At 64.4% G+C, this 26,911-nt stretch carries 26 protein-coding genes; 8 read left to right on the top strand and 18 right to left on the bottom strand.

From position 1 onward, the window contains the following. Window positions 1–47 precede the first annotated feature (47 nt). The 12 genes from WBR68_RS19685 to WBR68_RS19630 form a co-directional block, all read right to left on the bottom strand. Window positions 48–818 (bottom strand): ABC transporter ATP-binding protein, encoded by a 771-nt coding sequence (locus WBR68_RS19685; protein WP_230695037.1) that lies wholly within the window; start codon window positions 816–818, stop codon window positions 48–50. Between the two features lie 238 nt (window positions 819–1,056). After that, the gene (locus WBR68_RS19680) at window positions 1,057–2,661 is read right to left on the bottom strand and encodes an ABC-F family ATPase (protein ID WP_050446949.1); all 1,605 of its coding nucleotides are present in this window, start codon (window positions 2,659–2,661) and stop codon (window positions 1,057–1,059) included. Window positions 2,662–2,777: 116 nt separating this feature from the next. Beyond that, window positions 2,778–3,902 (bottom strand): LD-carboxypeptidase, encoded by a 1,125-nt coding sequence (locus WBR68_RS19675; protein ID WP_230695036.1) that lies wholly within the window; start codon window positions 3,900–3,902, stop codon window positions 2,778–2,780. Beyond that, entirely contained in the window at window positions 3,899–4,399 is a 501-nt protein-coding gene (gene tadA / locus WBR68_RS19670; protein WP_127186366.1) for a tRNA adenosine(34) deaminase TadA, read from the bottom strand. The genes WBR68_RS19675 and tadA overlap by 4 nt, the downstream gene beginning before the upstream one ends. Before the next feature lie 10 nt (window positions 4,400–4,409). After that, a complete protein-coding gene (locus WBR68_RS19665) occupies window positions 4,410–5,258 on the bottom strand; it encodes an HAD family hydrolase (RefSeq protein ID WP_230695035.1) in 849 nt (282 codons plus the stop codon). Between the two features lie 174 nt (window positions 5,259–5,432). Further along, window positions 5,433–5,930, bottom strand: a complete 498-nt coding sequence (locus WBR68_RS19660) for a hypothetical protein (RefSeq protein ID WP_230695034.1) — start codon at window positions 5,928–5,930, stop codon at window positions 5,433–5,435. Between the two features lie 258 nt (window positions 5,931–6,188). Then, window positions 6,189–6,530 carry a monovalent cation/H(+) antiporter subunit G gene (gene mnhG, locus WBR68_RS19655; protein ID WP_050446952.1) on the bottom strand — a complete coding sequence of 114 codons (342 nt, stop codon included), beginning with the start codon at window positions 6,528–6,530 and terminating at the stop codon, window positions 6,189–6,191. Further along, a complete protein-coding gene (locus tag WBR68_RS19650) occupies window positions 6,527–6,808 on the bottom strand; it encodes a K+/H+ antiporter subunit F (protein WP_050446953.1) in 282 nt (93 codons plus the stop codon). The genes mnhG and WBR68_RS19650 overlap by 4 nt, the downstream gene beginning before the upstream one ends. A gap of 2 nt (window positions 6,809–6,810) precedes the next feature. After that, window positions 6,811–7,293, bottom strand: a complete 483-nt coding sequence (locus WBR68_RS19645; protein ID WP_050447018.1) for a Na+/H+ antiporter subunit E — start codon at window positions 7,291–7,293, stop codon at window positions 6,811–6,813. After that, window positions 7,293–8,921 (bottom strand): monovalent cation/H+ antiporter subunit D, encoded by a 1,629-nt coding sequence (locus tag WBR68_RS19640; protein WP_050446954.1) that lies wholly within the window; start codon window positions 8,919–8,921, stop codon window positions 7,293–7,295. Before WBR68_RS19640 ends, WBR68_RS19645 begins: the two co-directional genes overlap by 1 nt. Beyond that, window positions 8,918–9,262: a Na+/H+ antiporter subunit C gene (locus WBR68_RS19635; RefSeq protein ID WP_050446955.1), complete on the bottom strand. Its 345-nt coding sequence runs from the start codon at window positions 9,260–9,262 to the stop codon at window positions 8,918–8,920. Before WBR68_RS19635 ends, WBR68_RS19640 begins: the two co-directional genes overlap by 4 nt. Next, on the bottom strand, window positions 9,262–12,177 hold the full coding sequence (locus tag WBR68_RS19630; RefSeq protein ID WP_230695033.1) for a monovalent cation/H+ antiporter subunit A: 2,916 nt from the start codon (window positions 12,175–12,177) through the stop codon (window positions 9,262–9,264). Before WBR68_RS19630 ends, WBR68_RS19635 begins: the two co-directional genes overlap by 1 nt. Window positions 12,178–12,733: 556 nt before the next feature. On the opposite strand from WBR68_RS19630, the gene WBR68_RS19625 reads away from it, so the two are divergent. Next, window positions 12,734–13,720 carry a tripartite tricarboxylate transporter substrate binding protein BugE gene (locus WBR68_RS19625; protein WP_050446957.1) on the top strand — a complete coding sequence of 329 codons (987 nt, stop codon included), beginning with the start codon at window positions 12,734–12,736 and terminating at the stop codon, window positions 13,718–13,720. Between the two features lie 407 nt (window positions 13,721–14,127). Then, window positions 14,128–15,123 (top strand): FapA family protein, encoded by a 996-nt coding sequence (locus WBR68_RS19620; protein WP_230695032.1) that lies wholly within the window; start codon window positions 14,128–14,130, stop codon window positions 15,121–15,123. Here the strand turns inward: WBR68_RS19620 and WBR68_RS19615 are convergent. The 5 genes from WBR68_RS19615 to WBR68_RS19595 all read right to left on the bottom strand — a co-directional run bounded on the left by WBR68_RS19615 (window position 15,104) and on the right by WBR68_RS19595 (window position 21,592). After that, window positions 15,104–15,985 carry a DMT family transporter gene (locus WBR68_RS19615; RefSeq protein ID WP_230695031.1) on the bottom strand — a complete coding sequence of 294 codons (882 nt, stop codon included), beginning with the start codon at window positions 15,983–15,985 and terminating at the stop codon, window positions 15,104–15,106. The two genes, WBR68_RS19620 and WBR68_RS19615, sit on opposite strands and share 20 nt — an antisense overlap. A 198-nt stretch (window positions 15,986–16,183) precedes the next feature. Further along, window positions 16,184–16,414 carry a hypothetical protein gene (locus WBR68_RS19610; RefSeq protein WP_127184701.1) on the bottom strand — a complete coding sequence of 77 codons (231 nt, stop codon included), beginning with the start codon at window positions 16,412–16,414 and terminating at the stop codon, window positions 16,184–16,186. A gap of 52 nt (window positions 16,415–16,466) precedes the next feature. Further along, window positions 16,467–19,094: an AAA family ATPase gene (locus WBR68_RS19605; RefSeq protein ID WP_230695030.1), complete on the bottom strand. Its 2,628-nt coding sequence runs from the start codon at window positions 19,092–19,094 to the stop codon at window positions 16,467–16,469. Beyond that, window positions 19,091–20,215 carry a metallophosphoesterase family protein gene (locus WBR68_RS19600; protein ID WP_230695029.1) on the bottom strand — a complete coding sequence of 375 codons (1,125 nt, stop codon included), beginning with the start codon at window positions 20,213–20,215 and terminating at the stop codon, window positions 19,091–19,093. Before WBR68_RS19600 ends, WBR68_RS19605 begins: the two co-directional genes overlap by 4 nt. A gap of 75 nt (window positions 20,216–20,290) precedes the next feature. After that, a complete protein-coding gene (locus tag WBR68_RS19595; RefSeq protein WP_050446962.1) occupies window positions 20,291–21,592 on the bottom strand; it encodes a D-amino acid dehydrogenase in 1,302 nt (433 codons plus the stop codon). Window positions 21,593–21,726: 134 nt separating this feature from the next. Here WBR68_RS19595 and WBR68_RS19590 point away from each other — a divergent pair, with 134 nt between their 5' ends. The 5 genes from WBR68_RS19590 to WBR68_RS19570 all read left to right on the top strand — a co-directional run bounded on the left by WBR68_RS19590 (window position 21,727) and on the right by WBR68_RS19570 (window position 24,270). Further along, complete coding sequence (locus tag WBR68_RS19590; RefSeq protein WP_050446963.1) at window positions 21,727–22,194, top strand: winged helix-turn-helix transcriptional regulator; 468 nt, start codon at window positions 21,727–21,729, stop codon at window positions 22,192–22,194. 140 nt (window positions 22,195–22,334) lie between these two features. Next, window positions 22,335–23,012: a DUF502 domain-containing protein gene (locus WBR68_RS19585; protein WP_050446964.1), complete on the top strand. Its 678-nt coding sequence runs from the start codon at window positions 22,335–22,337 to the stop codon at window positions 23,010–23,012. 33 nt (window positions 23,013–23,045) lie between these two features. Beyond that, the gene (locus WBR68_RS19580; protein WP_050446965.1) at window positions 23,046–23,273 is read left to right on the top strand and encodes an RNA-binding S4 domain-containing protein; all 228 of its coding nucleotides are present in this window, start codon (window positions 23,046–23,048) and stop codon (window positions 23,271–23,273) included. Further along, window positions 23,270–23,845, top strand: a complete 576-nt coding sequence (locus tag WBR68_RS19575) for a restriction endonuclease (protein WP_230695028.1) — start codon at window positions 23,270–23,272, stop codon at window positions 23,843–23,845. Before WBR68_RS19580 ends, WBR68_RS19575 begins: the two co-directional genes overlap by 4 nt. Window positions 23,846–23,889: 44 nt before the next feature. Further along, window positions 23,890–24,270 carry a DUF2784 domain-containing protein gene (locus WBR68_RS19570; RefSeq protein WP_050446967.1) on the top strand — a complete coding sequence of 127 codons (381 nt, stop codon included), beginning with the start codon at window positions 23,890–23,892 and terminating at the stop codon, window positions 24,268–24,270. Between the two features lie 72 nt (window positions 24,271–24,342). Here WBR68_RS19570 and WBR68_RS19565 read toward each other — a convergent pair whose 3' ends face one another. Further along, the gene (locus WBR68_RS19565) at window positions 24,343–25,470 is read right to left on the bottom strand and encodes an acyl-CoA dehydrogenase family protein (protein WP_050446968.1); all 1,128 of its coding nucleotides are present in this window, start codon (window positions 25,468–25,470) and stop codon (window positions 24,343–24,345) included. 237 nt (window positions 25,471–25,707) lie between these two features. On the opposite strand from WBR68_RS19565, the gene WBR68_RS19560 reads away from it, so the two are divergent. Further along, the gene (locus tag WBR68_RS19560; protein WP_370641255.1) at window positions 25,708–26,610 is read left to right on the top strand and encodes an NAD(P)/FAD-dependent oxidoreductase; all 903 of its coding nucleotides are present in this window, start codon (window positions 25,708–25,710) and stop codon (window positions 26,608–26,610) included. Window positions 26,611–26,911: the final 301 nt, after the last annotated feature.

Raw genomic sequence — 26,911 nt, 5'->3', positions numbered from 1 at the left:
TGGCAATGCGCGAACGCCGCCACAAATGAGGAATACGGGGAATGGGATCAGGCGGCCAAGGCCATGTCGGCGTCGGCGTGCGAGCCGTCCACCGCAATGCCCAGCAGTCGCAGGATCTCGCGTTTTTCAGCGGCCAGATCCGTCAGGTCGTGCGTCTTGACGCGATTGGCCAGGTTGAATTCGCGCAACACGCGCGCCGGGCGGGGGCTGAAGACCACGATGCGGTCGGCCAGGAACAGGGCCTCGTCCACATCGTGCGTCACGAGCAGCACCGTGGGCTTTTCCTGAGCAATCAGTTGACGCAGCACGTCTTGCAGGCTCAGCCGGGTCAGCGCATCAAGCGCGCCGAAGGGTTCGTCCATCAGCATCGTCTTGGGCTGCGCGATGAACGCACGCGCAAGCGCCGCGCGTTGCCGCATGCCACCGGACACCTGATGCGGATAGTAGTGTTCAAAACCGGCCAGGCTGACACGCTCCAGCCACTGGCGGGCCGCCTCGCGGGCAGGCTTTTTGCCGACGTTCTGGAATTCCAGCGCCAGCGCCACGTTGTCTTCCAGCGTCAGCCAGGGATACAGCGCATGTTCCTGGAACACCAGCGTGCGGCTGGGATGCGGGCCGGCCACGGGCTTACCGTCGGCCAGGACGCTGCCCTGCGTGGGTTTTTCCAGGCCCGCCGCCAGATGCAGCAGCGTGGACTTGCCGCAGCCGGACGGGCCGACCAGGGCGACGAGCTCACCGCTCTTGAATTCGCTGGTGAAGCCATCCACCACGGGCAGGTCGCCGAAGTGCTTGTGGACGTGATCGAAGTTCAGGTTCATAGGACGAATCTTGGCCGGGCATGAAAACGAGGCTCCAATCTAACAATTCGTTATATGAACTCAAACAATCGATATTGAATGTCTTTAAAGCTAGTAGTTATATAAGCCCCTGATGCGAGGCCCAGGCTTGTAAGACACAAGCCGCCAGCCCTGCCCGGCCGGATGTTGGCCAGGCCAAAAACAACACGGCGCGCCACCAAGGGCGCGCCGTGCTTGACCTGTAGCCACTGAAGGGGCGTCAGGCTTCGATGCCGCGCGATTCCAGATAGTCTTCGTAGCCGCCGCGGTAGTCGATGATCTCGCCCGACGGCAGGATTTCGATCACGCGGGTGGCCAGGCCGGACACGAATTCGCGGTCATGCGACACGAACACCAGCGTGCCTTCGTACTTTTCCAAGGCGAACTGAAGCGATTCGATCGATTCCATGTCCAGGTGGTTGGTGGGCTCGTCAAGCAGCATGACGTTGTGCCGGCCCAGCATCAGGCGGCCGAAGGTCATGCGGTTCTTTTCGCCGCCGGACAGCACCTTGGGCGCCTTGGGCAGGTCATCCGCCGAGAACAGCAGGCGGCCCAGCACCGAGCGGATCGACTGGTCATCGTCGCCCGGTTGGCGGTGGTCGCCCATCCAGTCCAGCAGGTTGATGTCGGTTTGCAGGAATTGGTCGGAGACGTCCTGCGACATATAGCCCAGGTCGGCGTTTTCAGACCATTTCACCGAGCCCGAATCCGGCTGCAACTCAGTGGCCAGCAAACGCAGCAAGGTCGTCTTGCCCACGCCGTTGGCACCGATGATGGCGATCTTTTCGCCGGCATCGACCATGGCCGAGAAATTGGTGATGACGGGCGCGTCGTAAGCCTTGGTCAGGTTTTCGACCGTGACCGCCAGGCGGTGCATGACCTTGTTCTGTTCAAAGCGGATGTACGGGTTCTGGCGCGACGACGGCTTGACCACAACCTGGTCGGCCTTGATGCGGTCGATCTGCTTCAGGCGCGAGGTGGCCTGGCGCGACTTCGACTTGTTGGCGGCAAAGCGGCGCACGAAGTCTTGCAGTTCGGCAACCCGTTCCTTGGCCTTGGCGTTGTTGGACACCAGGCGTTCGCGAGCCTGGGTGGAGGCCAGCATGTAGTCGTCGTAGTTGCCCGCGTAGATGCGGATTTCACCGTAGTCGACGTCGGCCATGTGCGTGCACACCTGGTTCAGGAAGTGGCGATCGTGGCTGATGATGATCATCGTGCTCTGGTAGCTGTTGAGCACGTTTTCCAACCAGCGGATGGTGTTGATGTCCAGGTTGTTGGTGGGCTCGTCCAGCAGCAGGACGTCGGGGTTCGAGAACAGCGCTTGTGCCAGCAGCACGCGCAGCTTCCAGCCCGGGGCCACTTCGCGCATGGGCAGATTGTGCTGGTCCACGGCGATTTCCAAACCCAGCAGCAGTTCGCCAGCGCGCGCTTCGGCGGTGTAGCCGTCGTACTCGGCGAACTTGGCTTCCAGGTCAGCCGCGCGCATGTAGTCGTCTTCGGTGGCTTCCGGGTTGGCGTAGATGGCGTCGCGTTCGGACATGGCGGCCCACATCTCGGTGTGGCCCATCATGACCACGTCCAGCACGCGCAGGTCTTCGAACGCGAACTGGTCCTGGCGCAGCTTGCCCAGGCGCACGCCCGGTTCCAGGGAAACGTTGCCGCCGGAGGCTTCGAGGTCGCCGCCGATGATCTTCATGAACGTAGACTTACCGGACCCATTGGCCCCGATCAGCCCGTACCGGTTGCCTTCCCCGAACTTGACGCTGACGTTCTCGAAAAGGGGCTTGGGACCGAACTGGATGGTGAGATTGGCTGTGGATATCACGGTATTTTGAGTCTGAAGGCGCCCGAAGACGCATGCGAGGAAACCCAATAGTGTAGCAAATGGGTTTTTCCCGCCTGCGCTCCGCGCGCCTCAGGCTTCGGGCCGTGCGTACCCGATCAGTGGTGGTGCTCGTCCAGCACCAGGTGGGCCAGGCCCTTCTCGGTGGCGATGCCCACTTTTTGCCCGATGGGCAGCGTGGCCTTGGTTGCAACATGACCATAGGGCAAGCCGGTGATGACCGGCACCTTGACCGTCTTGCGCAGCCACGCCACGACTTCATGCAGGTCGTAACCCTTGTCGTGCGGGGCCAGCTTGTAGTCGGTGAAACGGCCCAGGACAATGGCCTTCTGCTTGGCCAGAATGCCGGCCTGCCACAGTTGGATCAGCATGCGTTCCACGCGGTACGGATGTTCGGCCACGTCTTCCAGGAACAGGATGCCGCCACGCACCTTGGGCATGTACGGCGTGCCGATCAGGGACGCCACCATGGCCAGGTTGCCGCCCCACAGGATGCCGCGGGCGTCGACCGGGTCGGCGTCTTGCGTCTCGAAGCTCAGGATTTCAAGCTCACCGCGCATGACCTCGCCGAACAGCGCTTCGGTCAGGTCGTCGACCTTTTTGCCCCCGAAATCCGCCACGGCGGTCGCGCCGGTGTAGCTGACCGCGCCCGTCTTCGCCAGCAGCGCCAGGTTGAATGCCGTGAAGTCGCTCATGCCCACGAAGCGCTTGCCGCTGTCGGCCATGGCCTTCCAGTCGATTTGGTCCAGCAGGCGGCCCATGCCATAGCCGCCGCGCGTCACCATCACGATGGGCAGCTTTTGCTTGATGGCGCGCGCCAGGCTGGCCGCGCGCTGGGCGTCGGTGCCGGAAAAACGTTGATGCTCGGCAAAAGCGGTGCGGTCCAGGGCGGTCTTGAAGCCCTGCTGCTGCAAGCGCTCGCGCGCCAGTTCAACCGTGGCGGGGTCGCGCACGGCCGACGACGGCGAGATCAGATAGATGCCGCGAGCGTCCGGCATGACCTGCCCTTCGGCGTGATCATGGCTGTGATCGTGGCCGCAGTCTTCACCGCAGGCAAGCCCGTGATCATGGTCGTGGGCGGCGCTTGCCGTGGCGGCTGCCGTAGTGGCCGCCTTTTTATTAGCCGCCTTATTAGCCGCTTTATTAGCCGCCGGTGGGGCCGCCTTGCTGGCTAGCCGAGCCGCCTTGTTGGAGGCGGATTTGGCGGGTTTGCGGGTGCTCATGCGATGGATTCCTTGGTGCGGCGTTCACGGAAGAACCGGCGCAGCAGATCGCCGCAAGGTTCCGCCAGCACGCCGCCGGTGACTGAAGTGTGATGATTGAGTTTGGGCACGGAACCCACGTCCAGCACGCTGCCGCAGGCACCGGTCTTGGGGTCGTAGGCGCCGAACACCACGCGGGCCAGCCGCGCGTGCAGCATGGCGCCGATGCACATCACGCAGGGTTCCAGCGTGACGTATACGGTGATGCCGGGCAGGCGATAGTTTTCCAGTTGCCGCGCCGCGCTGCGCAAAGCGACAATTTCGGCGTGGGCGGTGGGGTCGTGGTCGATGATGGTGCGGTTGTAGCCGCGCCCCAGGATCTCGCCCTGCGCGGAGACGACCAGGGCGCCCACCGGCACCTCGCCGATGGCGTAGGCGGCCTGGGCTTCTTCAAGCGCCAGCCCGATGTAACGTTCGTCTTCCGCGGTCCAGGGCGCAACTGCCGTAACCGCCGCCACGGGGCCGGCCTCAACCACGGTACACCCGTGATTTCAGCGCGATACGGCCGGCCAGGCTGGTCACGGCCTCTTCCAGCCATTGGTACAGCTCGGCCTGTTCGTCGTAACGGGCCTGGTTCAGGTTCGACACGCGCCCTTCTTCGATGAAGCCCCAGGCGCGGCTGCGTTTGTCGCGGTGTTTGGGGTCCCAGACGCCAAAAGCAAAACCGCCGGCGCGCCGGATCAAGGAAAAACACGGGATATCGGTGTAACCGTCGCCCACGAAAACCATCTGGTCGAACGGCACGCGCAAGCGGTCTTCGGGCACCTTGCGATTGACTTCGAAGGGCTTGTTGCGGAAGTCGCGACCGATGATGCCCTTTTGAATGTGGAACAGGTACCGGGTCTTGTCGGTAAAACTGACGATGCGCCGTGGAAAAGCGATGCCGCCATCGTCGCCATAGACGAATTCAGAGGCCCAGATTTCGGTGAATTCGTGGGCAATGGGGGTGGATCGAACCACGTCGCCGATGCCGCTTGAGATCAAGTAGAACTCTAGCTGGACTTGCGGCTGCTCAGCCCGCACCGCGGCGCGCAGCCGCTGAAACAGGGTCGGCACACCATCGTGCAGCTCTAGCCGCGCGCCCCAGTCTTTCAGGCGCTGCTGCGTGATCAACCCATTCGTGCCCGCCTGCGACAGTTGGATCATCTTGTACAGATAGGCGGGGACGGGGTCCCAGTCCTGCTGGGACAACAGCGGGTCGACTTCGTCCTTCCAGAACGAGGCCGTGTCCACACCGATGCTCTCCAGGAAACCGGACGTGCTGTCCGAGGCCAGCGTGTCGTCGAAATCGAAAATCAGGGCGATGACGTCGGACATGGGAAGGTGCGTGAATAGGGGTGTGACAAGCGCGCGAGCGCGCAACAGCCGCCATTTTGCCTGAATGTGACGGCCGCTGCGCCGTCGGCCGTCGCAAATACGGCGCCGAAACCCCTTGCGGGGCGGCGGCGCCGTCGTCATGGCCCTTCAGGGCACGCTTGCTATTGGCGGGGGTTACTGGCGCATCGGGGCGCCCGTGGTGGCAGGCGGGGGGGCCATGCCCGGGGCCGGAGCCGTCGGCGGCGGCATGGTGGTGCTGGGCGGCACCGTGCCCGCAGGCACCTGGATCACCGTTTCACGCAAGACGCCACCGCCCTGCACGCTGCCGCGCACATTGGTGGGCGACGTCATCTGCGTGATGCAATCCTGGCGCGACGTGGCTGGCAAGCGATTGCAGCGGTCAAGCATGTTCTGCTGATAATCGGCGGTGGAGCCTTCTTTCAAGTTCTGACGGTTGGCTTCCTGGCGGGCAGCGCCCGCTTCGCGCATGCAGGTGGCGCGGTCCTGGTTGGACTTGCCGCTTTTGCAGTTCGCCACGTCCTGCTCGTATTGGGACTGGATGGCGGCGCGGCCAATCGCATCTGCCGCGTGGACCGCCCCCGCCGCCAGCATCAAGCCAGCGGCGCAAAGGGATGCCGCAAGGCGTTGGGTATGCATGGGTCGTACGTTCATGGCCAGCTCCTTTGAAGAATTGAACTGTAGACGGCATGGACCGAACTGGGGCCACGCCGACTGCTTGTAACCACTATCCCACGGCAGCGCGCCAGGCACATGACGAGCGACGTGATTTCGTAAGGTTCCGTATCAAGCGCCAGATTTGCGACGAAGTCCGCACAGGCGGAAAAACAGGGGCAGTTGCCCCTGTTCGCGAGAAATGACGCGCTGCGCCATGGTTGGTTACGTTCACATGCCGTGTCGCTTGTTACGACCTTAGCGGGCGTCCTGGTCGGCGTCGGCCTTGGTCAGGCGCTTGCGATACGTGGCTGCGCGCATCAGCAGCATGGCGGTAACGGGCGACGAAACGACCAGCAGCAAAATGATGATCACTTCATGGAACACCGGCCGCGCCGACCACGCAGAAAACACCAGGATGGACGACAGCAGCACGCAGGCGCAACCCAGCGTATTACCCAGCGTAGGCGCGTGGATGCGGGCATAAAAGCTGCGAAAGCGCAGCAGGCCGGCGGAACCAGTCAATGCCAGCAAGCCGCCCAGCACCATCAGAATGCAGGCCGGAATACCAGCCCACAGGGGAATGTGGGCGTCCATCATGGTTCGATCACCTCGCCGCGCAAGAGGAAGCGCGCCATGGCGGTGGACCCGACAAAGCCGAACAGCGCGATCAGCAAGGCGATGTCGAAATACAGCGACGACCCCGACCGAATGCCGAACACCAGCATCATCAGCATGCCGTTGATGTACAGCGTGTCGAGCGCCAGCACGCGATCTTGCGCGGTGGGGCCGCGCAACAGCCGGACGGAGGCAAACACCATGCCCAGCGCAAAACACACCATGGCAAAGGACGCTGCCCAATACAGTGCGGTATTCATTGTCATTCGAACATCTCCATCAAGGGGCGCTCGTAGCGCTGCTGCACCAGATCGACCCAGTGTTGTTCATTCTGGAGATCAAGCACGTGCAGCTTCAGGCTGTGGTCCGGCGTCAGATCCACCCAGACGGTGCCGGGCGTGTACGTGACGATGCAGGCCAACATGGCCAGGCCGTGGGGGTCGCGCATGGTCAACGGTATTTGGATGAAGCCGGGCGAAAAATCATTGCGCCGGGGGTTCAGGATCAGCTTGGCCACCGCGATGTTGGACCTGAAGATGTCCAGCGAGACATGCAGGAAAAGCGGCACCGCTTTCCACAGATGACGTGGCCGCGCGTGCAGCGGACGCAAGCGGGATGCCGCCCACGTAAACCACAGCGCCAACACCGCGCCCAGCGCAATCTGGCCGGCCGACAGGCTTTCGTTCAGCACCAGCCACAAGACAAACAGGAACACCGGCAGCAACAGGAAGTAAAGACGACGCATCATCCCCCCTTGGCGCCACGTACCGGCTGCGCAGACATGACGGCATCAATATAGGACTTAGGCTGATCCAGCGAGCGCGCGGCGTCGTCCAGGTAGGCCGATACCGGCCCTGCCCCCGCCGCCAGGCCCACACATAACAGCAGCAACACCGCAACCGGACCCGCCTCGATCACGCGCAGGCGTGGCGTGCTGCGGTCGTCGCTGGCCCAGAATACGCGGATGCCGGTACGGCTCAACCCGATCAGGCCAGCCAGGCCGGAGACCAGCACGGCGGCAACCAGAATCCAGGCATCCATGGGTGGCGCGGATTCGGTGGCCGCCGAGACAGCGGCCGACAGCAGCGAAAACTTGGCCACGAAACCCGACAGCGGCGGCAAGCCGGTGACCAGTAACGCGCAGGAAATGAAAGCCAGCCCCAGGAAAGCCATGGCGGCGGGAATGGCCACGCCAACCACGTCGTCAGACCGGTTCACCGACGCCGGATCATCCAGGTCAAAAGCGTCCAGCGTCACGGCCAGCACGTTGGCGCCGAAGCTGCGGGTGCGTTCGATCAATTCGGCCAGCAGGAAGAACGCGCCGGTCGTCAGCACCGAGCTGATCAGATAGAACAACGCGGGGCCGGTAAGCGTCACGCCGGGCATGCCCAGCGCCGTCAACAAGGTGCCGGCCGACACGATCACGCAGTAGCCAACAATCTTCTCCAACTGCTGCGTGGCCAAGAGCCCGAAGGCGCCGAACAGCAGCGTGGCCAAGCCTGCCGCGAACATCCAGTCCAGGCTGAAGGCTGCCGGCGCGCCGGTGGGCAGCAGCAGCGAGCCAATGCGCAACAAGCCATAGATGCCCACCTTGGTCATGATGGAAAACATGGCCGCGATGGGCGCGCTGGCCGATCCATAGCCCTTGACCAGCCAGAAATTCAGGGGCCAGGCGCCCGCCTTCACCAGGAACGCCACCCCCAGAATGGCCGCGCCGGCTTCGAACAGCATGCGTTCAGCGCCGGTCAGGTGCCCCGCGCGCAGAGCCAGGTCGGCCATGTTCAGGGTGCCGGTCACGCCGTAGATCAGTGCAATGCTGATCAACAGCAGGAACGATGCGATCAGGTTGACCGCGATGTACTGCAGGCCCGCACTGACGCGCGCCACGCCCGAGCCATGCAGCAGCAAGCCGTAGGACGCGGCCAGCAGCACTTCAAAAAATACGAACAGGTTGAACAGGTCACCGGTCAGGAACGCGCCGTTCAGGCCCATCAGCAGGAACTGGAACAGCGAATGGAAGTGCACGCCGGCGCGGTCCCAGCGGGCCAGCGCATAGGTCAGCGTGGCCAGGCCCAGCACGGCGGTCAAGGTCAGCATGACGGCGGCCAAGCGGTCCACGACCAGCACAATGCCAAACGGCGCGGGCCAGTCGCCGACCAGATAAACGCCCACGCCCTGGGGCCAGACGCCGGGCACGCCGCCACCGGCCACCACCAGCAAGGCGATGGCGGCAGCCAGTTGGCCCAGCGTGGCGATGACGGAAATGGTGCCGCGTGCATAACGGCTGGTGTCGGCCAGCAGCAGCATCGCCGCGCCCGCGAACAGCGGCACGATGATGGGCAATACAGGAAGGTGTTGCAGCCAAAAATTCAAGATTGGGACTCCCGTCCATCAACGTGGTCGGTACCCGTCAGCCCGCGCGAGGCCAGCAGCACCACCAGGAACAACGCGGTAGTGGCGAAGCCGATCACAATGGCCGTCAGCACCAGCGCCTGCGGCAACGGGTCGGCGTACCAGGACGGATCGTGCGCCATGTCCGGATCGATCACCGGCGGACGGCCCGACGTCAGCCGGCCCATGCCGAAGATGAAGAGGTTGACCGCGTAGGAAACCAGCGACAGGCCCATGATGAATTGGAAGGTGCGGGGCCGCAGCAGCAGCCAGACGCCAGAGCCCGCCAGCACGCCAATCGCGACGGCATAAATCAATTCCATCAGGCTTCCCCTGTTTGTACGGTGGCCGCCTGTATCTCGGCGGCGGCCTTGCGTTGTGCGCGCAGCGATTGGTGAGCCAGCGCCACCAGCACCAGCACGGTGGCCCCCACGACCAGCATGTACACGCCCAGGTCGAACAGCAGCACGCTGGACAAGTGCACATGGCCGATCAGCGGCAGCGCCACGTCCCAGGCCAACGCCGCCAGCAGGGGCTTGTAGGCGAGCCATGCGGAGACGGCGGCAATGCCCGCCGCAAGCAGCCCGATGCCGATCCAGTTCTGCGGGTTCAAGCGGCTGCGCGACTCGACCCAATACACGCCGCCCACCATGTACTGCAGGATGACGGCGGTGGCAAAAATAAGGCCACCCACGAAACCACCGCCCGGCTGGTTGTGGCCGCGCAGCAGGAAGTACACCGAAATCAGCGCGGCGGTGGGCAGCATCAGGCGCACCAGCACCGTTGGCACCATCATCGAACCGCTGGGCAACAGCGCCTTGATGTCGGGCGCGGCCGGCACGCCGCCGTCCTGCTCTTGTTGCTGGCGCGGCAGGTCGATGCTTTCAGCGGCGGGACGGAAGCGGCGCAGCAGCGCGTAGACGGTCAGCGCCACGATGCCCAGCACGGTGATTTCACCAAAGGTATCGAAGCCCCGGAAGTCCACCAGGATGACGTTCACGACGTTGGTGCCGCCACCGTCAGGCAGCGCGCGGTCGACGAAATAGGATGAAATCGTGTCGCCTTGCGGGCGCATCAACACGGCATAGGCCAGCGCCGCCATGCCGGTGCCGGCAGCCGTGGCCATCAACAGGTCGCGAAAGCGCCGGCCACGGGCCAGCAGTGTCTCTTTGAATGTTTCTTCGTCGTCCTGTTCGATACGGCGCGGCAACCAGCGCAAGCCCAGCAGCAGCAGCACCACGGTGACGACTTCCACGGACAACTGGGTCAACGCCAGGTCAGGCGCGGAAAACCACACGAATGTCAGGCAGGTGATCAGCCCCGCGCCGCCAGCCAGCGCCAAGGACGCCAAACGGTGATATTTGGCTTGATAGGCTGCGGCCACCGCGCAAACGCCGCCCACCAGCCACAGCAGGGCAAAGGCCGGGTCCAGCGGCGTCATGCGGCCCGTGCCCTCCAGCCAGCCGCCGGCACGCAAGGGCAGCCAGGCCACGAACAAGGTGCCCAGCACAATCAGCAGCATCTGCACCTGCAGCCGCGACGACGCCACCCAACGCAGCAACCATGCCGCCGCCACGCTGGAGCCGTCCAGCAGGGCTTCAAATGTGCGTCGGCCGTCCAGGCGGTAGATGAACGGAACGCGGCCAGGATTGGCTCGCTGATGGGCGCGCAGAACCAGGTAGAGCAGCACGCCCGCGGTGGTGGCCACCATGCTCATCACCAAGGGCAGGTTCACGCCATGCCAGACGGCCAGGCTGTATTCGGGCATGTTGTCGCCCAGGATGCTTTGCGCGGCGGTCGCTAGGAAGGGGCCGACCGTCAGGCCGGGCGCGACACCCACCAGCAGGCACATCAACACCAGCAAGGCGCTGGGGAACAACATCCAGCGCGGCGGCTCATGTGGCGCGCGCGGCAGGTCGGTGGCCGGCGGACCGAAAAACACCTGCAGGATGAAACGCAAGGAATACGCCACGCTGAACGCGCCGGCTATCGTCGCCAACAGCGGCAAGCCAATCTGCGTATAGCGGTCGCCGCTGACGAAGGTGGTCTCGGCGAAGAACATTTCCTTGGACAAAAATCCGTTCAACAGCGGCACGCCCGCCATCGACGCCGCCGCCACCATGGCCAGCGTGGCGGTGATCGGCATGGCTTTATATAGCCCGGACAAGCGGCTCAGGTCGCGGGTACCGGTTTCGTGGTCGACCACCCCCGCCGCCATGAACAACGAGGCCTTGAATGTGGCGTGGTTGATCATGTGGAAGATGGCCGCCACCAGGGCCAGTTCGCTGTTCAGGCCCAGCAGCAGCGTGATCAGGCCCAGATGGCTGATGGTGGAATACGCCAGCACGCCTTTCATGTCCTGCTGGAAGATGGCGGCATAGGCGCCCAGCACCAGCGTGATCAGCCCTGCCCCACCGATCACCCAGAACCATTGGTCCGTGCCCGCCAGCACCGGCCAAAATCGCGCTAGCAGGAACACGCCGGCCTTCACCATGGTGGCCGAATGCAGGTAGGCGGACACCGGCGTGGGCGCGGCCATCGCGTTGGGCAGCCAGAAATGAAACGGAAACTGGGCGCTCTTGGTCAGCGCGCCCAGCGCCACCAGGATCAATACGGCGGGATACCAGGGGTCGGCACGCACCAAGTCGCCGGCCGCCAGCACGCGGTCCATGTCGTAACTGCCCACGATGTGGCCCAGAATGAGCACGCCGGCCAACAGGCAGAGTCCGCCCGCGCCAGTCACCGTCAGCGCCATGCGCGCGCCGCGGCGGGCATCCAGACGGTGATGCCAATAGGCAATCAGCATGAACGACGCCAAGCTGGTCATTTCCCAGAACATGACCAGTTGGATCAGGTTGCCCGACAGCACCACACCCAGCATGGCGGCCATGAAGGCCAGGAAAAACGAAAAGAAGCGTGGGACCGGGTCTTCGGGCGACATGTAGTAGCGGGCGTACAGCACCACCAGCGCGCCCATGCCGGACACAATCAGCGCGAACAGCCAGGCGTAGCCGTCCATTCGCAGGGTGAATTGCAGGCCCAGGGCGGGCGCCCAGGGCATATCGGCCCGGATCACGCCGCCGTTGGCGACTTCCGGGTACAGGCTGGCGATCAGAACCACACAGACCAGGGCGATGATGCCTGCCAACCACGCCTCGGCATTGCGAGCGTTGGAAGGCAGCAGCGCGGCGCACAGGCTGCCGGCAAACGGCAGAGCGAGGATCAGGATCAGCGACATGGCGTTCCGAGAATGTCCGGGCCCCCTCCCGCCAGCACATGGCAGCGAAAGACGAAACAGACCGGGGATTGAATGACGGACGGAACCCTGGCCCGGTGCGTCGCTGCACTACACGTTGCCCCGCGGGGACGTAACTACCGCCCCATTGAACGCCGCAGATTGAAACAAACGCAATAGCTGTCTTGCAAGACCGGCCAAGAATCTCATCCGAAAAATATCAGATTCTTGTAAGTTATGCAGCAATTTATGCACGTAACCGGCTAATGACGGCAAGATGACTGCGCAATGATTGCGCATTGAAAGGCGATCCCAACGTGTTCATGTTGTTGTCAGACATGAGTTTTTTGGCTATCTGACGTCAATTTCGTACAACACCCAGCCACCCGAAAAATATATGCCTGACTAGCGAGGAGAAATCCTGAGTTGACCGTAGGGGGATTCCTGTGTGGAATTGCGCCCACGAAGCCGTGACCAAGCTCGTACCCCGGCAAGGCACGCTTTACCGACGCCGGCCCAAGAAGCCGGCCGGCTCGGAACAACTATATGGAGAAGACTCTTGACCGTGCTGTCACATGCCAAGGCCATTCTGGCCGCCGCCATCGCAGGCGTCTGCTTTAGTTCCGCGGCGCAGGCCGCCGACCCCTACCCGAACAAACCCATCCGCCTGATTGTTCCTTTTGCCGCCGGCGGCACCACCGACATCGTGGCCCGCATCGTGTCCGATGGCCTGGGCCGCGAGCTCGGGCAAGCCGTGGTGGTGGAAAACCGGGGCGGCGGCGGCGGGTCCATCGGCGCCGACGCGGTGGTGCGTTCCACCCCCGACGGTTACACGTTGGGCGTGGCCACCGTCAGCACCATGGCCACCAACCCGGCGACCAACCCCAAGAACCCCTACAACCCGCTCAAGGACTTCGCGCCCATCACCAACCTGGTGAACGTGCCGAACGTGTTGACGGTGAACCCATCGGTGCCGGCCAAGAACCTGGCGGAATTCATCGCCTTGCTGAAGGCAAACCCGGGCAAGTATGCCTATGCCTCGTCCGGCGCGGGCGGCATCGGCCACCTGGACGGCGAGCTTTTCAAATCCCTGACCCAGACCGATATGGTGCACGTGCCGTATCGCGGCTCGGGTCCGGCTTTGAATGATGTGATCGCGGGTCAGGTGAACGCGCAGTTCGACAACCTGCCGTCGTCCATGCCGCATATTCAAGCTGGCAAGCTGCGCGCCCTGGCCGTGGCCGCCCCCAAGCGCCTGCCCAGCCTGCCGGATGTACCGACGTTCACGGAAGCGGGCTTGCCGGAAATGGACAACATGGCCTGGTACGGGCTGGTGGCGCCAGCAGGCACCCCGCAAGCCGTGATCGATCGCGTGCATGATGCGGCCGTCAAGGCGCTGAAAGACCCCAAGACGGTGCAGCGCCTGGCCGACGGCGGCTCGCTGGTGGACGGCAACACGCCCGCTCAGTACGCCGAACAGATCAAGCGCGAACTGGAGCTGCGCCAGCGCATTGCCAAGGAACGCAAGATCGTGTCGACGAACTGATCGCGTCAACGCGCGCGGCTGTCCCCTAACCGGGGACAGCTTGCCGACTTGACTAGCGATGCCCGGGTGTTAGCATCTGCCCCCGTGCGATCCCATTTTTCTCCCCTCCTCCCCGCTGCTTGCGTTCTCTGCGCCCTGCGCTCGACCTTGTTGAGCTCGCAGGAAGTCGCCGCGCGTTGCGCTTACGCGCGCTCCAAGCCCGGCTGATCGCCCGGCTTGCCCACCTTCCCAATTCCTGATTCCGGCCTGCTGCCGGCGGGCTGAGCACATCCCGTGCTTGCCCGCCGCGCCTGGCCGGCGAACGCCCTGCCGCGTGGCTGGGTGCGTCCGTCAATACTCCTTTTGAATCTTTGTCGCTTGCCCGATGGCCGGCGGCCCGGCCACGCATTGATCTTCATTCCAGCGCCATGCAACTTACCAAGAAATTCGTCAAAGCCAAGAACCCCTGCGCGGGCGGCTACAAATGGTTCATTCGCGATCACAACGGTCAGGGGGACTACCAAGCCGTGCTTGATGCCCTGGTCGCCGACGGCCGCGTCGGCGACGCCAACTGGCTGCTGGATCAGTTTGGCCCGACCGACGCGGTGCTCAGGCTGGACTCGCTTGACGCCCACGCCATCGTCTTCGCGGGCACGCTGGAAATTCGCATGGGCATCAATGTGGACACGGTGGTGCGCGCCGGGCGCAGCATCATCACGGGCGGAGGCATCCGCGCCGGAGAAACCATCATGGCGGGCGAAAACATCACGGCCGCCGCCAACATCGCAAGCGGCGGCGAGATCCACGCGGGCGGCGACATCAGCGCGGACTGGGGCATCGAATCCGCCTCGCGCGTGGAGTGCCGCGGCAACGTGCGCGCCAAGTGGGACATCTGCGCGGGCCAGGACCTGGCCGTCACCGGCCACTTGCATGCAGGCCAGGACGTGCAGGCGCAAGGCGCCATCCAATGCGGCCAAGGCATCAAGGCGGGCGGCGATGTGCGCGCCGACCATGCCATCAGCGCGGCCTCCGGCATTCAGGCGGGAGGCGCGATTCAATGCGGCGACCACCTGGCTTCGGGCTGGGGCATGATCGCCGGGGGCGACATCCGCGCCGACGGCTCGATTCGCGCCGGTGAAGGCCTGAAAGCGGACGGCGTGATCCAGGCCGGCGACGGCCATGGTGTGTACGCCGGCCTGAGTGTCAGGTTGGACGCGTGGTCCGTTTGCGCCCGCGTCGTTGCGCGATCGCGGCCTGCCCAGTTGGTCAGCGGGCACTGGGCTGGCCCCAGCACCGTGGCCGACGGCGACGTTGATGCTGACGGCAACGTAGACGCAGACAGCAACGACATTGCAGGCAGCACTGCCAAAGCGGGCTGCGCCCGCCAGGCTAGGACCCAGCCGGTCAGCCCCGCCTTGGCGTAACCGCGGGGGCTTGATGCCGCAGCACCAGCATCAAGCCCAGCAAAATCGCCCCCATGCCGGCCAGGCTTAGCGCGGACAGGCGGTTGCCCAGCACCAGATAATCCAGGGCTGCGGTGCCAGCCGGCACCAGATAGAACAGGCTGGTGACGTTGACCAGGTTGCCGGCCTGGATCATGCGGTAGAACAGCAGCGTGGCGCCGATGGAAATCACCAGCCCCATCCAGACCAAGGGCAGTATCAGGCCGATGTTCCATTGCGCTGCGATTGGCTGGAACGGCGCCAACAGCAGGCACAGCGCCAGGCTTACCGCGTACTGCAAGGGCATGACATCCAACGGCGCCTGCGTGACGCGCTTTTGCAGAATAGCGCCCGCCGTCATGCTGGCCAGCGCCGCAAACGCGAAGGCCATGCCGGCTACTGAGAAGCGCGCCATGCCGATGCTTTGATACATCACCATGACCAGACCCGCCAATGCCAGCAACAGCCCGGCAATACGGGCGGGGTCATAGCGCCGTTCCATTAAAGCCAAGGTCAGGATGGGCTGCGCTCCCAGCAAGGTGGCCAACACGCCCGGCGTAATGCCGTGGTCCAGGGCAAGCAGGTAGCAGATGGAATAGACGCCGATCAGCAACAGGCCGGTTGCCGCGACCATCACGCGCGTGCCCGGCGCGGGCAGCCAGCGTTTGCGGTGGATGCAAATCAGCAAGAGCACCGACAACGCCAGGAGGAAACGCAGCAGCAGAAAGCCAAAGGCCGACGCTTGCGACAGCCCCCATTTGGCGAAGATTGCGCCGGCGCTCCACAGCAGCACGAACAAGGTTGTAGACCCGTAAGCGGCCCACGAGATGCGATTCGAAAACATGAGATTTCACCTGTCAGGGTAAGCACAGGCTCCAGACCGATCGTCGATAGTCGACAGCCGACGGCCGCTCGCGCGCGGCCGGATCGGCCGCTCGCGGAATCAGCCGCGACAAGCGCATACGCAACTTGGCGCACGCCTGTCGCGCGTCAAGGGACTATCTATGAACGGGAGTTGGAGCCGGGAATGGTGGATCGGCGATCAGCCGATCACGACCACGGCGGGCGGATTCGCGCCACGGACCCCGCCGACGGGCGGCGAGACGGGCGGCGACATCACCGCAGAGAAGACAGGAGAAACGACGGGAGATATGGCGGAACAAATGCCAGCGGAAAACGCAGGGTGAAGCGCGCTGCCCGTCATTTGCGCCCAAGCCAGGCGCACGCCACGCGCGGCCGGGGCGGCGGCAATGGCAAAGCTGGAGAGGGGCATGAAATCGAGCATCCGCAAAGACTACCGACCGCCCCTTTTCCCGTCAAGAACCTTAAGCGCCGATGCGCCGCTGTTCCACACCCATGTCGCGCCAGGCATCGCCGTGGCAGGTGAACATCAGGATTTGATGGCGCGTTGCCGCGTCGAACAAGGCGCGCTTCATGAAGTCGCGGCGGGCATCGTCGGTGTGTACCAGTGCGTCGTCCAGCAACAGCAAGGTGGGCCGCCCGGCCTCTTGCAGCAGATCCGCATACGCAAACCGGGCCAGGATGCCCAGTTGCTCACGCGTGCCGAAACTGAGCGCGTCCAGCAAGTCTTCGCCCTCGGCGCGGCGCAGCGCCGTGGGCAGCAAGGCGTCGTCCAGCCGCAGTGCGGCGTCGGGAAACAGCAATGCCAGGTAGTGGTTCAAGCGGCGAGCCAGCGGCGCCTGCAGCCGTTGCGTGGCGGCGGCGCGTTTATCCGTCAGCAGTTTTTGCAGCAGATCCAGCGCGGCCGCACGACGCGACAATTCATCACGGCGGCGTGCCAGCCGTTCGCACGCTGCCGTGGCTTCTGACAGGCGTTCGCCCAAGCCCTGCGCCCCGGCCTGATCCAGCTTTCCCTGCAATTGAAGGATGTCGCCGTGACGCTTGTGTTGCGCCTCACGCTCGATAGCCGCCGACTTTTCATAGCGCTGGACATCTTGCTCGGCCAGTTCGGGCCGGTATTCCGCCAGCGCGGCTTGCGCCTCGCGCACCCGGCGGTCCAGGTCGTCGTGCGCGCTGCGCACTTCGGCCAGGCGCCCTGCCCGAGCCTGCCGCTGGGCGGCGCGTTCGGCGGACTGCATGTCAGCGGCGCGTGCGGCCGCCTGCCCTTCCAGCAGTTGCGCGCGTGCCAGGTCCGCGTCCAGCGCACGTTGGGCGGCAGCCAGCGCGGCCTCGGCCTGTGTGGCAACCGCAGTGGCTTCGCGCAAGGCCTGAGTGGCCGCCGGCAAATCACCTACGTCCGCCGACGCCACGGCCGGCAGCTTGGTCAGCCGTTCTTGCAACGGCACGCGGCGAGCCAGGGCCTCGTCGCGCTGCCCGCGCAGCACATCCACCCCCTTGGGCGCATGAATGGCCAGCGTCTTGCGCATGCCGTCAAGCTCGCGCTGCAACGCCGTATAGCGCGCATGGCGCTGCTCGGCGTCAGCCAGCGTGGCCACGCCCAAGCGCCCCAGTAAAGCCTCCCACACCGACTGCAAACCGCCAAGTTCGCGCTGCAGCGCGGGCAAATCCTGACCGCCCGGCTCAATCCGGAACCGGCCCACGCCGGGCAGTTCCAGGTTGGCGGCAGACGTCAGCAATACCTGATCGGCGCCGCTCAGTGCCCGGCCGTCAAGCATTGCCTGATGCCCTGGTTCAAGTTGGTAAGACAGACGCGTGGCAACCGCTTGCTGTTGCAATTGCAGGTTGGCCAGTTCGCGTTCGGTCTTGCGCAGCGCGTCGATGTCGCCATCGGCGATTTCAATGCGCAGCGCTTCAGTCTTCAGCGTGGATCCCTGTTCGATCAGAGCAGTGGCGGCCTTGAGCGCGTCGTCCAGCCGTTCAACTTCGGCGTTCAACTGGACAAGTTGGCGTTCAAGGTCGCGGCGGTCAGTCACGGCCTGTACGGCGGCTACCCGCAAGCGGGCCGCGTCGACCGCGGCGGCATGCGCCTGCTGTTGCTGCTGCGCGCGGGCCAGGGGTGCCTGCGCGGCATCCACCCGGGCACGCGCGCCCTGCGCTTCCTTGACCAGCGCCTGGTAATCGGCGTCGTCTTGCTGATCGCGCCCCACCTGGTCTTGCAGCAAGGCCAAGGTTTGCGCGGCCTGGACCTGTTCGCGCCGCAGGCCGTCAAGCGCCTCGCGTTGTTTCGCCACCGCCGCCAGCCGCGCGCGCGCGTCGGCAGCCTTGGCCTCGAAGTCTTTCCAGGGTTCGTTGGCCTGGGCGCGTTCATGCTCGCGACGCAGTTCGGCCAGGCGGTCCACATCGGCATTCAACTGCGCCATGGCCCGCGCGCAGTCGTCGCGTTCGGTGGTGGCGCGCGCCAGGGCGTCTTCGGCGTCTTTATAGATGCCCTTGGGGCGTCCGTTGCGCGCATCCAGCAAGGCGGCGCGCTCGGCGGACACGCGCTCAAACAGGCGATCGCCATCACTTGAAGCCAGCTCGCCGGACAACTGCGTCAAGGCATCGCGCAAATGCGTGCTGGCGTAGGCCGCCGCCGCTTGCAGGTTGTGGCCGTCGCCTTGCTGAATCCACAACAGGCCGGGGATGCCGGCCAGGTCCGGCTTGCTTTGCCCGCGGCCCGGCAGTTCAAACCCCAGCAAGGCGGCCAACGCGTTTTCGGCTTCTTCGCCATCCAGGCGCTGCGCGCCGCCGTCGATCAGCAATTCACAACGGGCGCGCGACAGGAATTGCTTTTTCAGCACATACGCATGGCCGGCATGCGCGAACGACAGCTCCACGCTGGGCCGCGCGCCGGACTCGCCATGCGGCGCTAAGTCCGCGACCTTGCTGGTGCTGTAGCGTTCCAGAAAGGCCGCGCGTATGGCGGCGGCAACCGTGCTCTTTCCGGCCTCGTTCGCGCCCACGAACAGGTTCAAGCCTTCTTGAAGGCCGTCCAGCACCAAGGGTTGGCGAAATTTCCGGAACTCTTCAAGGGCGATTCTTGACAGCTTCATTTGGCGGCCCCCATGGCGCTTTCACGCTGGAACCGCAGCAACAGGCGCAAGGCTTCCGCGGCAACCGCCGCCTGCTCGCCTTCGTCCTGCAGGGTCTGCAATTGCGCGGCCACCTCGCCTACGTAGCCGCTGGCGCCCAGTTCGGCCAAATCGGCCTGGTCAGGCTCCAGCCGTAGGCCGGACAGGTCGGGCAGCAAGGCACGCACCTGCGCGGCGGCCTGATCCACCGCGCGTTGCAGCACATCAAACGTTTCCATATTGACGTGGCCTTGCACGTCCAGCCGCAGCACCTCGTCAGCGCGCAAGGCCGCCAGGCGTTCGGCCAGGGCCTGCGCGTCGGTGGGCAGGCTGATGGTTTCCGTCCACGCCGACCAGCGGTACTTGCCGACGGCGATGCGTTCGACCACGGGCGCCGCCCCCGGCGCATCAATCTGCACGTCCAGCACGTAGCCGGGCTCGTTGCCGCGAAAGCGATCTTGTTCGGGCGTGCCGGCGTACCAGGTGTGCGCGTCAATGGACAGGCAGCCGTGCCAATCGCCCAGCGCCAGGTAGTCCAGGCGGGCACGGGCGGCGCGGTCGGGCGCGATGGGGTTGGTGGCGTCGATGGTGTCCGGCAAACGGCCCGCCACGCTGCCATGGGCCAGGCCCACGCGCACGCGGCCGGCTCCGGTGTCCAGCGTATCGAAGGACTGGGTCACGTCGTCGTAGGTATGGCGTTGGGTCAGCGGCGCGGCCAGCACGGCAAGGTTTATGGCAGGCAAGTCCACCACGCCGATGCGCGTGGGCACGTGTACGTTGGCGGGTATGCAGCCCAATTGCGCGGCGCGGCTCCAGACGCTGTCGGCCAAGGCGGCGTCGTGGTTGCCGGCGATCATGACCCAGGGGCCGGCATAGGCGGCCATGGCGGCGAAGAGCCGGCGGATAGTGCGATCGGACACGCCTTGCGTATCGAAGACATCGCCCGCGACCAGCACGGCATCCACGCGGCGTTCGGCGGCAAGCGCCGCGATACGCGCCACCACATCAAAGCGCGCCTCGGCCAGGATGGCGGCGTCGTCGGTTTCAAACTGGCCGTATTGACGGCCGATCTGCCAGTCGGCGGTATGCAGGAAATGAGTCATGCGCCGATTTTGGCATAAGCCGGCACCCGCCAAAGCAGCAGAGTGCCGAATCCGTCACGCCGTATCAGCGCCCGTTCAAGCGCCCTTGCCGTCCAACACCAAGGATGGGCTCGATGCCGCGCCGCGCTCGTAGCGCGAAATGCCCAGGCCGTCGGTGCGGATGGCGGGGCGCTGCCCCATCACCTGGTCGGCCACCAGCTTGCCGGAGCCGCAAGCCATGGTCCAACCCAGCGTGCCGTGGCCGGTGTTCAGGAACAGGTTGCCGTAACGGGTGGGCCCGACGATGGGCGTGCTGTCCGGCGTCATCGGGCGCAGGCCGGTCCAGAATTCAGCCTGGGCCACGTGGCCGCTGCCGGGGAACAGGTCGTTCACGACCAGTTCCAGCGTCTTGCGGCGCGCGTCCTTCAAGCGCAGGTCGAAACCGGACAGTTCGGCCATGCCGCCCACCCGGATGCGGTCGTCGAACCGGGTCACCGCGATCTTGTAGGTTTCGTCCAGGATGGTGGACACAGGCGCGGCGGCCTCGTCTTTCATGGGGATGGTCAGCGAATAGCCCTTGACCGGATAAACCGGCAGGTCCAGGCCCAGCGGTTCGAGCAGACCGCGCGAGTAGCTGCCGAAGGCGGCCACGTAGCGGTCGGCCGTCAGGACCTCGTTGCCCACGCGCACGCCGGTGATCTGGCCCCCTGCGGTGTTCAAGCCCGAGACCGTCTGGTTGAAGCGGAAGTCCACGCCCAGGGCAGCGGCCATCTCGGCCAGCCGTGTCGTGAACAGGCGGCAGTCGCCGGTTTCGTCGTTGGGCAGGCGCAGGCCGCCGGCCAGCTTGTGGATCGAGCGCGCCAGGGCGGGTTCGGCCGTGACCAGGCGGTTGCGGTCCAGCAGTTCATAGGGCACGCCTACTTCTTCCAGCACCGCGATGTCACGCCGGGCGGCTTCCAATTGGGCGTCGGTGCGGAACAGCTGCAAGGTGCCCCGCGCACGCTCTTCATAATGAATGCCCGTGGACGTGCGCAGTTCGCGCAGGCAATCGCGGCTGTATTCGGCCAGGCGCAGCATGCGCTCTTTATTGACCGAATAGCGGTCGGCCGAACAGTTGGCCAGCATGGCGGCCATCCACTTCAATTGGTACAGGCTACCGTCCAGGCGTATCGCCAAGGGCGCATGCTTCTTGAACAGCCACTTGATGGCTTTTAGCGGAATGCCGGGCGCGGCCCAGGGCGTGGAATAGCCCGGCGAGACCTGGCCGGCATTGGCGTAGCTGGTTTCCTGGGCGGCGGCGGGCTGGCGGTCCAGGACCGTCACGCGGGCCCCCTGACGGGCGAGATAATACGCGGTCGTGGTGCCGATCACGCCGCTGCCAAGGACGATTACATGCATGATTCTTTCCGTATTTGGATTTACTCAGTTATTTCGGTAGTCTATGACTCCAATCGCAGTGAAAAGCACTGATTATTTTGCTTTAGCAGCGCTTTTTCTGGGGTGCCCCCTGTTTTCCGATCGGCAAAAGTGAAATGCGCGACCTAGACCGAATTGACCTGAAAATCCTGGAAATCCTGCAGCGCGAAGGCCGCATTTCCGTTACCGATCTGGCCGAGCGGGTCAGCCTGTCGGCCACCCCCTGTTCGGACCGGGTCAAACGGATGGAACGCGAGGGCGTGATCACGGGTTACCATGCGCGCGTCAATCCGGCGGCCTTGGGCAAGAACCTGCTGGTGTTTCTAGAGATCAAGCTGTCGGCGAAGTCCGGCGACGTGTTCGACAAGGTAAAGAAAGAGCTGCTGTACGTGCCCGAAGTGATGGAATGCCATCTGGTGTCCGGCGATTTCGATTACCTCGTGAAGGCCCGCCTGACAGAAATGAACGAATATCGGCGCCTGTTGGGCGAAATTCTTAAGCGCTTGCCGGCGTCGGCGGAATCCCGCAGTTACATCGTCATGGAAGAAATCAAGGAAACCCTGTATCTGCCGGTGGATCGGTAATTGACACACTGGCCTTGGGGCAAGCGCCCCACCGGATACGCGGATTGTTACGGGCGCGCGCGTGCGCGGCTGCTATGCTGGCGGCCCTCCGACCCGTGCCGCCCAGTTCTGGTCCGACCCCAATTCTTTAGTCCCAGCCTATGACTCGCCTTTACAAATACTTCTTCCGCGGCCTGATTACCGTGCTGCCGCTGGCCCTGACCATCTACCTGCTCTACATCTTTCTGGCGTGGACGGAGGCCGTGGCGCTGACGTTTCTGCGCCCCTTCATTGGTGGCTTCTACGTGCCGGGCATGGGGCTGGCGCTGGGCATTCTGGGCATTCTGGCCATCGGCTATCTGGTGTCCAAGCAACGCGTGCAGAAGTTCCTGACCGTGGTGGAAATGCCCTTTACCAACCTGCCGGTCGTGAAGAGCATTTATTCGTCGCTGAAGAGCTTTGCCGACTATTTTTCGCCCAGTTCCAAGAACACGGCGCAACAGGTCGTTGTCCTGCGCTTGCCGGGACAGCAACTGGAACTGGTGGGCCTGGTGACGCGGCGCAGCCTGGAAGGCCTGCCCGAAGGGTTTACACAGGGCGATCGCGTGGCCGTCTACCTGCCCATGGGCTACATGATTGGCGGCTACACCGTATTTGTGCCGCAAGACTGGGTACAGCCCATCCAGATGTCGGTCGAGGAAGCCATGCGCTCATCGCTGATCGCCTGGATGGCGCGCGCCGAGAACAACAGCCGCCCCACGGCCCCGCCCGTGCCGGACACGCCCGTGGCGCCCCCCCCGCCGCCGCCCGCCAACACGAATGGCGGCGACCCGGCCTGACCGGCTTTTCATCTATCCCTTTCCGCGCAATCCATGCCCATTATTGAATTCACGCTTGCCGAAGGCAGCCCCTATATTGAAATCAACCAGCTCCTGAAAGCCACCGGCGTCTGCGACAGCGGCGGCGCGGGCAAGATGATGGTGGCCGATGGCCAGGTCAGCGTGGGCGGCGTCATCGAAACGCGCAAGACCGCGAAGATCCGCGACGGCCAGATCGTCACTTGCGGCGACATACGCATCGTTGTGCGAGGCCCGCAATGAAACTCAAGATGGCCAAGAACTCCATCTTCGCCGTGCTGCTGCGCTCGCCCTGGTGGATGAGCGCGGGCGTGGCCGTGCTGCTTAGCGCCGGCGGTTTCGCCGCGCTGCCGCTGGAGTACGCGGCGATGGGCGTGTTCGCGGCGGTGCCGTTCGCGGTCATTGCCATCATGGCGGCCTACAAGCAGTTGCGGGCACCGTCGGAAACGCGCGTGCAGGCCGTGGCCGAAGCCGCCGCGGCCATGACGTGGGTCGAGTTCGCCAATACCGTTGAAGCCGGTTTCAAACGCGACGGCTGCGAGGTCCAACGCCTGCAGACACCCGGGGCCGACTTCGCTTTGAGCAAAGACGGCCACGTGGCGATCGTCAGCGCCAAACGCTGGAAAGCCGCGCGCGTGGGGGTGGAGCCGCTGCGTGAACTGCAAGCCGCGCGTGAAAAACGCGGCGCGCGCGAAGCCATCTACATCGCCCTGGGCGACGTCTCCGACAACGCCTGGCAGTACGCGAAGGCGCAAGGCGTGTCGCTGATGACGGCGCCGGAACTGGCCAAGTTGCTGCGCGACCTGAAGGTCTGAGCGGGCCGACATTTCGCGCCTTTCTGTTCGATCCGGATCTTTCGATGACCTATCGCATCCTTGCCGATCTGGTGCTTGTCGTGCACGGGCTGTTCGTTGCCTTCGTTGTATTCGGCGGGCTGCTGGCGCTATGGCGGCCGCGCATGGCTTACTGGCATCTGCCGGCGCTGGTGTGGGGCGCGGTGGTGGTGGGCATGGGCTGGATCTGCCCCTTGACGCCGCTGGAAGTGTCGCTGCGCCAACAGGCGGGCCAGCAAGGCTATGCGGGCGGTTTTATCGAACACTATCTGCTGGGCCTCATCTACCCCGATAGCATCACCCGAACCACGCAGATGTTGCTGGCCGCGCTGCTGATCATCGGCAATATCGTGGTGTATGCCCTGTGGGTGCGCCGACGCCGGCGTGCCAGGCGCGCCGCGCCTTAACGCCGGCACGCGCTACAAGCCAAGCCATCGCGCCAGGCTGATAACGCACGCATCAAGGCCCAGCGCCCAAGCTTACAGACCGCGCGCGATCACTAGCCGCTGGATGTCGCTGGTGCCTTCGTAGATCTGACACACGCGCACGTCGCGGTAAATGCGTTCAACCGGAAAGTCTTTCAGATAGCCGTATCCGCCCAAGGTCTGGATGGCGGCCGAACACACTTTCTCGGCCATTTCGGATGCGAATAGCTTGGCCATGGACGCTTCCATCAACGCCGGTTTGCCGGCTTCGCGCAGCGCCGCCGCATGCAGCACCATCTGGCGCGCGGCGTGGATCTGCGTCGCCATGTCGGCCAGGCGGAACGCCACGGCCTGATGTTCCATGATGGGCTTGCCGAATGCCTGGCGGTCGCGGGCGTAGTCGCGCGCGCATTCAAAGGCGGCCCGCGCCATGCCCACCGATTGCGACGCGATGCCGATGCGCCCGCCTTCCAGGTTGGCCAGCGCAATCTTGTAGCCCTGCCCTTCATCACCCAGCCGGTAGGCGGCGGGGATGCGCATGTCTTCAAACGCGATCTGGCAGGTGTCCGAAGCATGCTGACCCAGCTTGTCTTCGACCCGCAGCACTTGATAGCCCGGGGTGTCGGTGGGCACGATGAAGGCCGAGATGCCGCGCTTGCCGGCGTCGGGGTCGGTGACCGCGAAGACGATCACGGTTTGGCCGCTCTTGCCCGACGTAATGAATTGCTTGGCGCCGTTCAAGACGTAGTCGTCGCCGTCGCGGCGGGCGCGGGTGCGCAGACTGCTGGCGTCGGAACCCGCTTGCGGCTCGGTCAGGGCAAAGCCGCCGATGTGCTCGCCGCTTGCGAGCGGCCGCAGGAATTGCTCTTTCTGCGCGTCGTTGCCGAACTTCAGGATGGGCATGCAGGCCACCGAATTGTGCACGCTCATGATGGTGGAGCACGCGCCGCTGCCGGCCGCGATTTCTTCCAGCGCCACGGCGTACGACACGTAGCCGCTGTCGTTGCCGTCCCATTCCTCGGGCACCAACATGCCGAAGAACCCCAACTGCGCCATTTCTTGAATGGCGTCGGCGGGATAGTGGTGGTCACGATCCCAGCGCTCGGCGTTGGGCGTCAGGCGTTCCGTGGCGAAACGGCGCGCCATCTCTTGAATACTGAGTTGCTCTTCGGTCAACAGCATGTTTTGTCTCCTGGGTTGCGCGGGCGGGCGGGCGCCGGATGGGCGCCGCTTGCCTTGTTCTGTCGTGCCGCGTTGGCGGGGTACGGACGAGGCACGGCATCGAGAATACACCGTCGTTCCCATGTGCGCGGGAAGGTTGTTCGCTTCAAGAACCTTTTAGTGTTGCGTGAAAACCGAGGATCGAATTATCATGCAACTTATTAAGTATCTTGATGAGACATGGAAAGGAGTTTGCGCATGAATTACGACGTGATCATTGTGGGCGGCAGCTTTGCCGGCCTATCGGCCGCCATGCAACTGGCGCGTGCCAGAAGGCGTATCGCGCTGATCGATGGCGGCCAGCCCCGCAACCGTTACGCTGCCCACTCGCACGGCTTCCTTGGCCAGGACGGCAAGACGCCGCAGGACATCGTGCAGCAGGCCCGCGAGCAGTTGGCCCACTATCCCACCGTGACATTCCTGGATGGCAACGCCGTAACGGCCAGTGGTTCAATCGGCCGCTTTGCAGTAACGATGGCGGACGGGCAGCAGGTGCAAGGCAAGCGCCTGATTTTGGCCACGGGGCTGCGCGACGAACTCCCTGCCCTGCCCGGCTTGAACGAGCGTTGGGGCAAGACGGTCTTGCACTGCCCTTACTGCCATGGCTATGAAGTGGCCGGCAGCCCGCTGGGCGTGATGGCGGCGCATCCGATGTCGGCGCACCAGGCCATGCTGCTGCCGGACTGGGGTCCCACTACGTTCTTCACACAAGGTGAATTTGAACCGGATGAGGAACAGGCCGCTTTGATGGCCAAGCGCGGCGTGCGTATCGAACGCAGCCCTATCGTTGAATTGATGGGCACGTCCCCTAGCCTGGACGCGGTCAAGCTGGCCGACGGGCGCCGCATGGCAGTCCACGCGCTGTTCGTGGCCAGCAAGACGCACATGGCCAGCCCGCTGGCTGCGCAGTTGGGTTGCGCGTTCAGCGACGGCCCCCTGGGTCCGTTGATACGTGTGGATGATCTGCGGCAGACAAGCGTCGAAGGCGTCTTCGCCGCAGGCGACGCCGCCATTCCCATGAGCAACGCCACGCTAGCCAGCGCGTCCGGCGTGATGGCGGGCGTGTGCACGCATCGTTCGCTGGTGATGGATTGCTCGTAGGATGGGTGTAGCGCGCGATGCGTGGCGCAAGAACCCTGCCGAAGATCGCGCGCAACCCATCGCGCGGACGTTGCCGATGGGTTGCGCGCGGCAGGCGCCGGTTTTCGCGGGCAGGCGGTGCCGCGCTTCACCCATCCTACGCATCTTGGACAGCACGCCGATCCCGGCTCGTAGGATGGGTGTAGCGCGCGATGCGTGGCGCAAGAACCCTGCCGAAGATCGCGTGTATGGACCGGGGACATGGGTAACGGGTGTTCGGGGACATAGGTAACACTTCTAGCATCACGGTATGGTCGTTTTT

It is taken from the genome of Achromobacter sp. JD-1 (genome assembly GCF_038594925.1).
In the GTDB taxonomy this organism is placed as follows: Bacteria; Pseudomonadota; Gammaproteobacteria; order Burkholderiales; family Burkholderiaceae_B; genus Achromobacter; species Achromobacter spanius_C.
This window is presented reverse-complemented; position numbering and strand designations above follow the sequence as displayed.

Coding starts and splice junctions, on each gene's coding strand:
- WBR68_RS19565 (WP_050446968.1), bottom strand. CDS start 25,470: ATGCTGTTGACCGAAGAGCAACTCAGTATTCAAGAGATGGCGCGCCGT.
- WBR68_RS19580 (WP_050446965.1), top strand. CDS start 23,046: ATGCCCATTATTGAATTCACGCTTGCCGAAGGCAGCCCCTATATTGAA.
- WBR68_RS19660 (WP_230695034.1), bottom strand. CDS start 5,930: ATGAACGTACGACCCATGCATACCCAACGCCTTGCGGCATCCCTTTGC.
- WBR68_RS19635 (WP_050446955.1), bottom strand. CDS start 9,262: ATGGAATTGATTTATGCCGTCGCGATTGGCGTGCTGGCGGGCTCTGGC.
- WBR68_RS19645 (WP_050447018.1), bottom strand. CDS start 7,293: ATGCGTCGTCTTTACTTCCTGTTGCTGCCGGTGTTCCTGTTTGTCTTG.
- WBR68_RS19665 (WP_230695035.1), bottom strand. CDS start 5,258: ATGTCCGACGTCATCGCCCTGATTTTCGATTTCGACGACACGCTGGCC.
- WBR68_RS19630 (WP_230695033.1), bottom strand. CDS start 12,177: ATGTCGCTGATCCTGATCCTCGCTCTGCCGTTTGCCGGCAGCCTGTGC.
- WBR68_RS19605 (WP_230695030.1), bottom strand. CDS start 19,094: ATGAAGCTGTCAAGAATCGCCCTTGAAGAGTTCCGGAAATTTCGCCAA.
- WBR68_RS19595 (WP_050446962.1), bottom strand. CDS start 21,592: ATGCATGTAATCGTCCTTGGCAGCGGCGTGATCGGCACCACGACCGCG.
- WBR68_RS19615 (WP_230695031.1), bottom strand. CDS start 15,985: ATGTTTTCGAATCGCATCTCGTGGGCCGCTTACGGGTCTACAACCTTG.
- WBR68_RS19590 (WP_050446963.1), top strand. CDS start 21,727: ATGCGCGACCTAGACCGAATTGACCTGAAAATCCTGGAAATCCTGCAG.
- WBR68_RS19610 (WP_127184701.1), bottom strand. CDS start 16,414: ATGCCCCTCTCCAGCTTTGCCATTGCCGCCGCCCCGGCCGCGCGTGGC.
- WBR68_RS19650 (WP_050446953.1), bottom strand. CDS start 6,808: ATGAATACCGCACTGTATTGGGCAGCGTCCTTTGCCATGGTGTGTTTT.
- mnhG (WP_050446952.1), bottom strand. CDS start 6,530: ATGATGGACGCCCACATTCCCCTGTGGGCTGGTATTCCGGCCTGCATT.
- WBR68_RS19600 (WP_230695029.1), bottom strand. CDS start 20,215: ATGACTCATTTCCTGCATACCGCCGACTGGCAGATCGGCCGTCAATAC.
- WBR68_RS19575 (WP_230695028.1), top strand. CDS start 23,270: ATGAAACTCAAGATGGCCAAGAACTCCATCTTCGCCGTGCTGCTGCGC.
- WBR68_RS19570 (WP_050446967.1), top strand. CDS start 23,890: ATGACCTATCGCATCCTTGCCGATCTGGTGCTTGTCGTGCACGGGCTG.
- WBR68_RS19620 (WP_230695032.1), top strand. CDS start 14,128: ATGCAACTTACCAAGAAATTCGTCAAAGCCAAGAACCCCTGCGCGGGC.
- WBR68_RS19585 (WP_050446964.1), top strand. CDS start 22,335: ATGACTCGCCTTTACAAATACTTCTTCCGCGGCCTGATTACCGTGCTG.
- WBR68_RS19675 (WP_230695036.1), bottom strand. CDS start 3,902: ATGAGCACCCGCAAACCCGCCAAATCCGCCTCCAACAAGGCGGCTCGG.
- WBR68_RS19560 (WP_370641255.1), top strand. CDS start 25,708: ATGAATTACGACGTGATCATTGTGGGCGGCAGCTTTGCCGGCCTATCG.
- WBR68_RS19685 (WP_230695037.1), bottom strand. CDS start 818: ATGAACCTGAACTTCGATCACGTCCACAAGCACTTCGGCGACCTGCCC.